The 9,989-nt window shown below is 54.0% G+C and carries 12 protein-coding genes and 1 pseudogene; 8 read left to right on the top strand and 5 right to left on the bottom strand.

All coding sequences use genetic code 11. The features are described from left to right. The 5 genes from H8Q75_RS10710 to H8Q75_RS10690 form a co-directional block, all read left to right on the top strand. On the top strand, positions 1 to 279 hold a 279-nt coding region (locus tag H8Q75_RS10710; RefSeq protein ID WP_297041606.1), incomplete at its 5' end, for a cation:proton antiporter. After that, entirely contained in the window at positions 276 to 536 is a 261-nt protein-coding gene (locus H8Q75_RS10705) for a hypothetical protein (RefSeq protein ID WP_024124856.1), read from the top strand. The genes H8Q75_RS10710 and H8Q75_RS10705, both read left to right, overlap by 4 nt. 13 nt (positions 537 to 549) lie before the next feature. Further along, entirely contained in the window at positions 550 to 828 is a 279-nt protein-coding gene (locus H8Q75_RS10700; RefSeq protein ID WP_041429616.1) for a monovalent cation/H(+) antiporter subunit G, read from the top strand. Further along, positions 821 to 1,351, top strand: a complete 531-nt coding sequence (locus tag H8Q75_RS10695; protein WP_297041601.1) for a DUF4040 domain-containing protein — start codon at positions 821 to 823, stop codon at positions 1,349 to 1,351. The genes H8Q75_RS10700 and H8Q75_RS10695 overlap by 8 nt, the downstream gene beginning before the upstream one ends. Then, complete coding sequence (locus H8Q75_RS10690) at positions 1,348 to 2,007, top strand: Na(+)/H(+) antiporter subunit B (protein WP_024124853.1); 660 nt, start codon at positions 1,348 to 1,350, stop codon at positions 2,005 to 2,007. The genes H8Q75_RS10695 and H8Q75_RS10690 overlap by 4 nt, the downstream gene beginning before the upstream one ends. Before the next feature lie 384 nt (positions 2,008 to 2,391). Here the strand turns inward: H8Q75_RS10690 and H8Q75_RS10685 are convergent, their stop codons facing one another. The 5 genes from H8Q75_RS10685 to accC form a co-directional block, all read right to left on the bottom strand. Beyond that, complete coding sequence (locus H8Q75_RS10685; RefSeq protein WP_024124852.1) at positions 2,392 to 3,066, bottom strand: Uma2 family endonuclease; 675 nt, start codon at positions 3,064 to 3,066, stop codon at positions 2,392 to 2,394. Positions 3,067 to 3,157: 91 nt separating this feature from the next. Beyond that, the gene (gene purM / locus H8Q75_RS10680) at positions 3,158 to 4,183 is read right to left on the bottom strand and encodes a phosphoribosylformylglycinamidine cyclo-ligase (protein WP_024124851.1); all 1,026 of its coding nucleotides are present in this window, start codon (positions 4,181 to 4,183) and stop codon (positions 3,158 to 3,160) included. Then, positions 4,183 to 4,677 carry a low molecular weight protein-tyrosine-phosphatase gene (locus tag H8Q75_RS10675; RefSeq protein WP_297041597.1) on the bottom strand — a complete coding sequence of 165 codons (495 nt, stop codon included), beginning with the start codon at positions 4,675 to 4,677 and terminating at the stop codon, positions 4,183 to 4,185. The genes purM and H8Q75_RS10675 overlap by 1 nt, the downstream gene beginning before the upstream one ends. Positions 4,678 to 4,687: 10 nt before the next feature. Next, positions 4,688 to 5,758, bottom strand: coding sequence for an undecaprenyldiphospho-muramoylpentapeptide beta-N-acetylglucosaminyltransferase (gene murG, locus H8Q75_RS10670; protein WP_024124849.1), 1,071 nt, complete (start codon positions 5,756 to 5,758; stop codon positions 4,688 to 4,690). Beyond that, complete coding sequence (accC, locus tag H8Q75_RS10665; RefSeq protein WP_024124848.1) at positions 5,758 to 7,119, bottom strand: acetyl-CoA carboxylase biotin carboxylase subunit; 1,362 nt, start codon at positions 7,117 to 7,119, stop codon at positions 5,758 to 5,760. The genes murG and accC overlap by 1 nt, the downstream gene beginning before the upstream one ends. A gap of 168 nt (positions 7,120 to 7,287) precedes the next feature. Between accC and speA the strand changes: the two genes are divergently transcribed. The 3 genes and pseudogenes from speA to H8Q75_RS10650 form a co-directional block, all read left to right on the top strand. Further along, a complete protein-coding gene (speA, locus tag H8Q75_RS10660) occupies positions 7,288 to 9,201 on the top strand; it encodes a biosynthetic arginine decarboxylase (RefSeq protein ID WP_041429613.1) in 1,914 nt (637 codons plus the stop codon). 8 nt (positions 9,202 to 9,209) lie between these two features. After that, positions 9,210 to 9,596, top strand: a complete 387-nt coding sequence (locus H8Q75_RS10655; protein WP_024124846.1) for a hypothetical protein — start codon at positions 9,210 to 9,212, stop codon at positions 9,594 to 9,596. Further along, positions 9,577 to 9,989 (top strand): annotated as a pseudogene (locus H8Q75_RS10650) (S-layer homology domain-containing protein); the annotation flags it as partial. The gene H8Q75_RS10655 and the pseudogene H8Q75_RS10650, both read left to right, overlap by 20 nt.

Genomic DNA, 9,989 nt, shown 5'->3' with positions numbered 1-9,989 from the left:
GGGCGGGGGGGGGGGGCAACACTGCAAGAGTGGCTCAGTACCCTAGGAAAAGTGGCGATGGCTGTTCCTCGGGCTTACCTTGAGGCAATTGAAATGATAGTGCGTCCCCATCGCCATGAAGCGATCCTCCGTGAACCCGTTGATCCTACCCGTGCCCCCGGTCTGATTTTTCTGGATATTTTTACGATTACCTTCACCCCCAAGACAATCGTACTGCGCTACGACGAGGAGGGCTGGTTTGAAGTGCATCAACTAGTGGAGCGCCGACCTGAAAAATGACGGCCTTTTTAGTCATCATGCTGCTGATTCTGGGCATTCCCCTCTATGCTGCTTGGAAAGGGGAGCACATCTGGTCGAAGATGTTGGCCTTTGCCAGTATTGCCACAAAGGCGGCGATGATGATTTTGCTAGTGTCGGTGCAGCGGGATGATTGGATGATTGGCATTGTGGGCGTAATCATTCTCAGTGTGGGTAATGGTGCCCTGATGCTCCTCGCACAGATTCTGCGGCGACTACGGGATGTAGCCAATCTTTAGGGAGGAGTCAGTGATTTTACAGTGGATCAGTTATACCTGTATTAGTTTTGGTCTTTTTCTTTGGCTGTGGGGAACTTGGCCGCTGGTGAGCCGGCGATCGCCCCTCTATAAACTGCATTTTTTGTCAGTCTCCGATACCTTGGGTTCGATGGCGATCATGATCGGGGTGTTACTGCGTATTCCCCGCGAATGGCCTCTTCTGGTCTTGGCATTGATCTCCCTTGCCCTTTGGAATACCATTCTGGGCTACGTTTTAGCCTACTGCTCCCAAGGGGAGGACACTGATGGATAGCTGGCTCATTGCGGTCACTGCCCTCTTGCCCCTAACGGCTCTCATGTTGGTTTTCCAGGAGAATCCCTACCATGCTCTTGTGATTCGCGGCATTATTGGTGCCGTGGCTGCCCTTCTCTATGCTGTTCTCGGAGCTGCCGATGTGGCGCTAACCGAAGCCCTGGTGGGAACGATGCTCTCAATTATGCTCTACGCAGTTGCAGTACGCTCTTCTTTGGTGCTGCGATTGGGCATCTTAGCTTCGTCCCTGTCCACCGATAGTTTAGATCACTTATTGGCAGCCATTCGTGAAGCCCTTGCCCCCTATCATTTGCGTGTTGAATTAATCATTTATCCCACGTTTGAGCAACTCCAAATAGCGCTCCGCGATCGCGAGATTCACGCTCTTTGTACTGAGGAGAAGGCACAACTGCTAACAATGACTCGTGTACCGCGCCTCTACACCATCCTCAAGCCCCACCTCACGACTCTCACAGAACTTGTATACTACCCCTTGCCCAGTGAAGAGGAGTCGGCCGCATGATTTGGCTTTATGGAATTGCGGCGCTACTGCTGCTGCTTAAAATTTTGACGATTCCCACCATTCCAGCGATACCAGCTATCGGGATTGTTGAGACTCTAGTCACAGAGAGCGCAATTCCCAATGCAGTCACAGCCATCATTTTGCGCAATCGCCTGTACGACACCATTTTTGAAGTGCTGGTATTCACCCTTGCCATCATGGGGGCACAGTATCTGCTCAGTAATGAAAAACCCCTTGGCCATGTTAGCCGCTTCAATGATCAACCTTCGATTGTTTTAGCAAGATTTGGCGCCACCATTTGCTCCCTTGTGTGTATTGAGTTAGCCTTGCGGGGACACCTGAGTCCGGGGGGTGGATTTGCCGCTGGTGTTGCTGGTGGAACGGCGATCGGTCTTGTGGCCATTACCTCAGCCCCAGAGTGGTTAGAGAGCATTTATCGTCGCTTTCATGCCGCCACATGGGAAAAAATCTCCGTGGTTGTTTTCATTCTCTGCGGCGCCAGCCTGTTGATGGGGGTGGCATTGCCTGCGGGTCGGTTTGGCACACTCCTCAGTGGTGGCTGGATTCCTTGGCTGAATATCCTCATTGCCCTGAAAGTGGCCTTGGGGTCCTGGGCGGCGGTGCTGACGTTTATTCGCTATCGCGGCCTGCTCTAATCTAATCGTCATGTAGAAGTTCACTAAGCGGAGTTGCGGCGAGGTACTGCGAATGCCAAAGTTGACCACTGAGGAACTAGAGGGAGATATGGGATTATTATCTGTTTAGACGATTTGCTAGGCATTGACTACAGTTGCTCCGTCATCTGCAAGGATGCTGCTTGATAGAAAATTCATACAAAATTTATACAAAATCTGCCCTTCATTACGGATATTTTCCTGGGGCGCCTATCAAAAATCTGCTCAAGTCAGCTCACTATATCAAGTTCACTATTCACTATATAGCAAGTTCACTATATAGGAAATGTTTAGCTCGACCAGTTCAGGCCGTGGCGGTAGATATTCCTCAACGTCCACGCCAGGGGGGGCGATCGCCAGATAATATCAGACCCTCGTTGTGTATCCCCCTGGCTCGCGAACCAAATTACTTCTTCTTGCCAGTCCCTGTTGCAATGTTAGCATCACCCTTTGCATATCCCCTTGCAAAAGGGCAGGCAAATTGAGCCAGAGGCCGCCAAACTCTTGGCTGCGAAGCACTCCCTCGCGATCGGGCTGTTGCTGAACATAGCTTCCCTGCTCGCGGTGATACCAGTAGAAGGCCTGTTCTGAGACCACCCACACTAGATATTCCTTAACGCCAAAATGGCAATAGAGGTCTTTCTTATCGTGGAGATCATAGGCAGCACGACTAGAGGCAATTTCAATCACTAGTTCTGGTGCCCCTTCGATGTAGTCATCGGCACTAATGCGCGACTGTCCCCCCGCCGATTCTTCCAGGCGCAAGATGATATCGGGCTGTACTTGATTCCTGTCATCGAGTCTGACGGTGGCATTGTCAGCCATCAAGAGGTGGGGTATGGCGATGCAATAGTTGCCTGCCCAGACCATCATTTGACTATGGGGCACACCATGCAGGCGGTAGCGTACAGGGGAGGCCACAAACACCACTCCGTTAATCAGTTCAGCTTTCTTAATGTGGGGAGAGCGCCTATAGCGGTATTCAAATTCCTCGCGGCTTAGGCGATCGCCACTTTCAAGGGTGAGGAGATGAGCCATCATTTTTCGCACAGTCCCTGATAGCACCCAGCACTTTTATTCTAGGCGTGTCTTTTAGGCGTGAGCCAAACGCTGAATGCCAAATGGGAATCAATTAGGCAGCAGGTAATCCCAACACCTCACCGGTGCCTGCAACAACGGTGCCAATCGGCCAACTCTCAATCCCCCACTTAGCAAAGCAGGTCTGCGCCGCTGCAACGGCTGAGGCCGGCAAAACAACGGTGTACCCGATGCCCATATTGAAGGTGTTAAAGAGTTCACCCAAGCTGACTTCTCCCATCTCCCCTAGCCAGTGAAACAGAGGCGGGATTGGCCAAGCCTGTGGATCCAGTTGTGCCGATCGCCCTTCGCCCAAGCAGCGGGGCAAATTTTCAGGCAGACCGCCGCCGGTGATATGGGCCATGCCGTGGATAGGAATCCCTTGGCTTAGGGCGGCGCGGATGGGCTGAACATAAATACGGGTGGGTTCTAGGCATAATTCGCCAAGGGAAGTGGAGCCAAGGGGGGTATCCTGCCAACTGAGCTGGCGATCGCTGACGATTTTGCGCACCAGACTAAAGCCATTACTGTGCAACCCAGAGCTGGCCAATCCCAAGACCACATCCCCCACCTGCACCTGCGTACCATCTAGCACCTGATCCTGCTCAACGATACCCACACAGAATCCCGCAAGGTCATAGACCCCTTCGGCATAGAATCCCGGCATTTCCGCTGTCTCCCCCCCCAAAAGGGCACAACCGGCTGCTTCACACCCCTGGGCAATACCCGCCACCACAGCGGTCATCATCTCTGACGCCAGGCGGCCACAGGCAATGTAGTCCAAGAAAAAGAGTGGCTCAGCACCACAGGTGAGAACATCGTTGACGCACATAGCCACTAGATCAATGCCAACAGTATTGTGGCGATCGAGGGCTTGAGCCAGTTTTAGCTTAGTGCCCACCCCATCAGTTCCTGAGACCAAAAGGGGTTGACGATAGCCCTTGGGAATTTGACACAGCCCAGCAAACCCCCCCAGTCGTCCCACCACTTCAGGGCGTTGGGTTCGCTGCACCAAGGGACGAATCTGCTCAACAAAAGCGCGGCCAGCGGCCACATCAACACCGGCACTGCGATAGTCCATCAATGCTGCTCCTGTAGTTGGGGATAGTTGGCCTTGAGATACTCCAGTAGGCCTTCACAGGCGTCGGTGAGCAGATCCAACACCTTCTCAAACCCTTGACGACCGCCGTAGTAGGGGTCGGGCACTTCCTTCGCGTCGTGGTGACGGCAAAAATCACACATCAGCCGCACTTTATCGCGGTATTTCCCCGCGGGATCAAGGCGCAAAATATCGTAGTAATTTTGCCGATCCCTCGTTAAGATCAGATCAATTTCCTCAAAGTCAGCAGCATGAAATTGGCGGGCTCGGTGGATCAAGTGCAGTTCCCGTTGCCGTGCCGTCATGACCATCCGTGCATCCGGTGGATCCCCCACATGGAAGTTGCTGGTGCCAGCGGAATCGCACTGAATCTCATGCTCTAAACCTGCCTTTTTCACCAAGTCCTTCATAATCCCTTCGGCAGCAGGGGAGCGACAGATATTACCAAGACAAACAAAGAGAAGACGGATGGGCATAGCACGTTTCCTAGGGGGCGGGAATCAGCGTACGAATGAGATCAGCGACCTGCTGACTGCTGTTGGAGATTGCCAATTGGCGGGCATTCTCTGCCATGGCTTGTAATTTTTGCGGCTGCCCTAGCCATTCTAAAATGATCTGTCCAAGGCGATCGCCCGTCAATGCCGCTTGGGGAATCATCTCAGCCGCCCCGGCCCTGACCAGCACTTCGGCATTCACCGTTTGGTGATCCTCAGCGGCATAGGGGTAGGGAATCAACAGGGCAGGGGTTGCCGTCAGCGTGAGTTCTGCTAGGGCACTGGCGCCAGCTCGGCTAATCGCAATATCAGCGCGATGGAGTAAAGGTCCCATGGGTTCAAAAAAGGGAAAGACGAGATAGTGGGGATGCTGAATAGTGTGAGCATCGAGATCATTGTTGCCCGTGAGATGCACGACCCAAGCCCCGGCCTCGAGCCAGCGGTGAACAGTTGCCCGTACAAGGCGATTGATGGCCACTGCCCCTTGACTGCCTCCCATCACTAAAATCAGGGGCACCTCCTTGGGAATCGGTAACGCCAGGTTGCCGGGATGGAGAATATCGGGACGCACCGGTGTGCCAGTGACCCGTAGATTCACGCGTTTCGATTTGAGATAGGCCAAACTCGCAGGGGTCCCCAGGGCCACCAACGTACACCAAGGCGCCAGCCAGCGGGTGACTTTGCCCGGTAGGGCGTTGGATTCATGGAGGATGGCCACGCGTCCCAAACTGCGGGCGGCCAGAATGGCAGGGGCAGCAATGTATCCCCCTGTGGTAAACACCCCCTGAAAGTCTCCCTGCTTGAGTAGCTGACGGGTTTGCCAAAAGGCGCCCCAAAATTGCCAGAGGGGGCGCAACTTAGCCCAGGGTGTTTTGCTCTGCAGTCCACTAAAGTTCACCCTATGTAGCGGGTAATGGGGGGGAATAAGCTGGTTTTCGAGGCGATCGCGCACCCCCAACCAATGGATCTCATATTCAGGTAACTCCTCTGCCACCGCCAGCGCCGGAAAAAGATGTCCCCCCGTGCCACTGGCTGCAATCAGTAGTTTCCTTTGCCTAAGCATTAAACATTCCAGCCCAAGGTGGTCATGAGCTTATCCACAAAGTTGGTATAGACAATACCGCTGCGGAACTCCGGTGTGTCCATCACCTGCTGATGAAAGGGAATGGTGGTCGGCACCCCCATAATTGCACATTCCCGGAGGGCACGCTTCATGCGGGCAATGGCAGCGGGGCGATCGCTCCCCCACACAACTAACTTCCCAATGAGGGAATCATAGTAGGGGGGGATTTCATAGTCAGTATAGACATGGGAATCCATGCGTACCCCCGGCCCTCCAGGGGGCAAATAGCCACTAATGCGACCCGGATGGGGACGGAAATTACGCTCTGGATCTTCGGCATTGATGCGGCACTCAATGGCGTGTCCCTGCAACTGAACCTGCTCTTGGGTCAAGCTGAGGGGTTCCCCCTGGGCAATGCGAATTTGCTCCGCAATCAGATCGAGACCCGTAATCATTTCTGTGACGGTGTGCTCCACCTGAATGCGGGTATTCATCTCCATAAAGTAAAAGTTGTTTTGGCCGTCAAGGAGAAATTCAATTGTGCCAGCACCGACGTAGTTAATAGCCTTGGCAGCGGTGACAGCGGCTTCCCCCATCTTGGCGCGCAGTTCTGGGGTGAGGGCAGGGCTAGGGGCCTCCTCAAGGAGCTTTTGGTGACGCCGTTGTACAGAGCAATCGCGCTCCCCTAGGTGAATGACATTGCCATAGCTATCCGCGAGAATTTGGAATTCAATGTGGCGGGGATTTTCAATAAATCGCTCCAGATAGACGCCGGCATTGCCAAAGGCAGCTTCCGCTTCCCCCTGGGCGGCACTTAACGAGCGCCCCAGCTCCTCCTCAGAACGCACCAAGCGCATCCCGCGACCCCCTCCGCCAGCCGTGGCTTTGATCATCAGGGGATAGCCAATTTTACGGGCGATCGCCCGCGCCGTTTCCTCATCCTGCACCAGTCCCTCACTGCCGGGAATCGTCGGCACCCCCACCCGTTGCATTGTTGCTTTGGCGGTGGATTTATCCCCCATGGCACGCATGGCAGCGGGACTCGGACCAATAAATGTAATTTTGTGATCGGCGCAGATCTCAGCAAAGCGGGCATTTTCCGCCAAAAAGCCATAGCCGGGGTGAATCGCTGAGACATGGCGGGTGAGGGCAGCAGCAATAATGTTAGGAATATTGAGATAGCTGCGGCTACTGGGGGCTTCGCCAATGCACACCGCCTCATCGGCCAATTGCACGTGCAGCGCATGGCGGTCCACCGTGGAATAGACAGCAACCGTTGCAATGCCCAGTTCCTCGCAGGTACGCAGAATCCGTAGGGCAATTTCGCCACGATTGGCAATCAAAATCTTCGTAAAGGCCATGGCGCTTAACGGTAGGGGAAGCGATCCCTAATGCTACCATGCCAGCCGAACGCTTCCGAAAAGCCGACCATAATTGCATTGGTAATTGCATTGGTGCCACTGGCAAAAACAAGTTAGGATCAGCACGGTTTTGTTTGGGAGCGCACTATGGCTGCTGTGTCACCCACGATGGCATTGACCGTTACGAAAACCAGCAATTGGACAATTGAGGATAGCGAGCAGCTCTACCGTATTCAGGGGTGGGGTGAACCCTACTTTGGTATTAATGCTGCGGGTCATGTCACTGTCTCTCCCAAGGGCGATCGCGGTGGGTCGTTGGATCTCTATGAACTGGTACAGGCGCTCCAACAGCGCAACATTAGCCTCCCCCTGCTGCTGCGGTTTTCCGATATTCTTGAGGATCGCATTGAGCGACTGAATGCCTGCTTTGCCCGAGCCATTGCCCGCTATGGCTATCAGGGAGCCTACAAGGGGGTCTTTCCCATCAAGTGCAATCAACAGCGCCACATCATCGAAGCCCTCGTGCGCTTTGGTCAGTCCCATCAGTTTGGCCTAGAGGCGGGATCAAAACCGGAACTCCTGATTGCCTTGGCGATGCTGAATACACCAGGGGCACTGCTGATCTGCAATGGCTATAAGGATCGCAGCTACATTGAAACGGCTATTCTGGCCCGTCGCCTTGGCCACACCCCCATCATTGTCCTTGAGCAGCCTGAAGAAGTGGCGGAAGTGATTGCTGTTAGTCAGGCCTTGGGCATTGAGCCGATTGTGGGTGTGCGGGCAAAACTCAGTACCCAAGGGGTGGGGCGCTGGGGCACCTCCGCGGGCGATCGCGCCAAGTTTGGTCTGACGGTGCCAGAGATTTTAGCGGCAGTCGAGCAACTGCGAGAAGCGAGGATGCTCAATTCTCTGCAACTATTGCACTTTCACATTGGCTCGCAAATCTCTGCCATTAGCGTCATCAAGGATGCGATTCGCGAGGCGGGGCAGATTTACGGTGAACTGGTCCGCCTTGGCGCCAATATGCAGTACCTCGATGTAGGCGGTGGCTTGGGGGTGGACTACGACGGCTCCAAAACCAATTTCCATGCCTCAAAAAACTACAGTATGCAAAACTATGCCAGTGACGTCGTGGCTGGCATTAAGGATGCCTGTCGGCAGCGGGGCATCCCCGATCCGATCCTCATTAGTGAGAGTGGTCGTGCCATTGCCTCCCATCAATCGGTGTTAATTTTCAATGTCTTGGGGGTCAGCGAAGTGCCCAAAATGACCCCCGAACCCGCCACTGACGAGGAGCACCTCATCATCCGCAACCTGTACGACACGTACCAAACAATTGATGAGAACAACTACCAAGAGGCCTACAACGACGCCCTGCAATTTAAGGGGGAAGCCATCAGTCTCTTTAACTTTGGCTATTTGAGTTTGCCGGAGCGGGCACGGGCAGAAAGTCTCTTTTGGGCCTGTTGTGCCAAGATCCTCGGCATTGCTCGCCAGCAGGAATATGTGCCCGACGATCTCGAAGACCTTGAGAAAATCATGGCTTCGATTTACTACATCAATCTATCGGTGTTTCAGTCGGTGCCCGATAGCTGGGCGATCGATCAACTGTTTCCGATTATGCCGATCCACCGCCTTGATGAAGAACCCACGGAACGAGGCATTCTTGCGGATCTCACCTGCGACAGCGACGGCAAAATTGACCAGTTCATTGACCTGCGGGATGTGAAATCAGTCTTAGAACTGCATCCCTTTCGTCCGGGCGAACCCTACTACCTTGGCCTTTTTCTCAACGGTGCCTACCAAGAGATCATGGGCAATCTCCACAATCTCTTTGGGGATACGAATGCTGTTCATATCCGTCTAACCCCCAAAGGCTACGAAATTGAGCATTTGGTGCGGGGCGATACAATGCAAGAAGTCCTCGGCTATGTGCAGTACCAAGGGGATGTTCTGCTGGAAAAAATTCGCTGTCGCACGGAGGCGGCGCTGGCGGAAGAACAAATTACCTTGGCCGAGGCGCAGCACTTGCTAGAAAACTATGAGCGGAGTCTGCGCAGCTACACCTACCTATGCTCCTAGGGAACACTATGCTGGGAACATTTCAGTCAAGTTATTTGCGTATTGAGGTGCCGGCCACGACAGACCAACTGCGGGAGCATTTGACGCAGCCGGCCAAGCTGCGGCAGTGGTTGTGGCCTCTACAGCTCCAGAGGACAGGCGATCGCCTGCAAGTGGGGGATACCTTCACCAGTGAATTCCTGTGGTTAAAACTGGAACATCGCGTGGAACTACTCACAGCAGAGCGACTTGTACTGGTGTTGCGCCAGGCCATTGAGGGCTGGCAGGAGTGGTCTTGGGGCGATGGCTGGGTACAGTCCTGTATTGAGGGGGTGACGCCGCTGCCTTTGGAGTTGGGGCAGACTTTCCTCCTATGGCGGCTGAAATCAGTGCTGAGTGAAACAGTATCTAGCTGAGGGTCGAGGAACGTTGAAGCGATCGCGCCAATTGGGATGGATTTTATTCTTCAGTGCCCTGCTTCTGAGTAGTTGTGAGGGCAGTGGGCTACAAAATTGGTTTGCTGCGGATCCCAATGCTGACCAATGGGCAAGCCAATCCCCGACAGCAATACCCTCTGCGCCAGCCCCAGCAACACTGCCAGAAAATTTACGGTTTCCCAATGCCACCCTCCTAAGCACTCAACCGCAGCCGGAAGCTCCCCAAACTACAGTAACCCGCTGGCAAGTAGCAGCGCCGGCGATCGCCATCCAGCAATTCTATAGTCAGCAATTTCAACAATCGGGCTGGCAACTGGTGGAGCAACAGGTGACTGATAATACCATCACCCTCAAGGGGCGCAATTCTGAACT

Source organism: Thermosynechococcus sp. OHK43 (assembly GCF_014466085.1).
GTDB lineage: Bacteria > Cyanobacteriota > Cyanobacteriia > Thermosynechococcales > Thermosynechococcaceae > Thermosynechococcus.
Note: the sequence above shows the minus strand (reverse complement) of the source record. Positions and strands in the feature narration are given on the sequence as shown.

Bases quoted from the DNA above. Each gene is read 5' to 3' on its own strand.
- H8Q75_RS10685 (WP_024124852.1), bottom strand. From the start codon at position 3,066: ATGATGGCTCATCTCCTCACCCTTGAAAGTGGCGATCGCCTAAGCCGC.
- H8Q75_RS10655 (WP_024124846.1), top strand. From the start codon at position 9,210: ATGCTGGGAACATTTCAGTCAAGTTATTTGCGTATTGAGGTGCCGGCC.
- H8Q75_RS10690 (WP_024124853.1), top strand. From the start codon at position 1,348: ATGATTTGGCTTTATGGAATTGCGGCGCTACTGCTGCTGCTTAAAATT.
- H8Q75_RS10695 (WP_297041601.1), top strand. From the start codon at position 821: ATGGATAGCTGGCTCATTGCGGTCACTGCCCTCTTGCCCCTAACGGCT.
- H8Q75_RS10705 (WP_024124856.1), top strand. From the start codon at position 276: ATGACGGCCTTTTTAGTCATCATGCTGCTGATTCTGGGCATTCCCCTC.
- accC (WP_024124848.1), bottom strand. From the start codon at position 7,119: ATGGCCTTTACGAAGATTTTGATTGCCAATCGTGGCGAAATTGCCCTA.
- murG (WP_024124849.1), bottom strand. From the start codon at position 5,758: ATGCTTAGGCAAAGGAAACTACTGATTGCAGCCAGTGGCACGGGGGGA.
- purM (WP_024124851.1), bottom strand. From the start codon at position 4,183: ATGGACTATCGCAGTGCCGGTGTTGATGTGGCCGCTGGCCGCGCTTTT.
- H8Q75_RS10675 (WP_297041597.1), bottom strand. From the start codon at position 4,677: ATGCCCATCCGTCTTCTCTTTGTTTGTCTTGGTAATATCTGTCGCTCC.
- speA (WP_041429613.1), top strand. From the start codon at position 7,288: ATGGCATTGACCGTTACGAAAACCAGCAATTGGACAATTGAGGATAGC.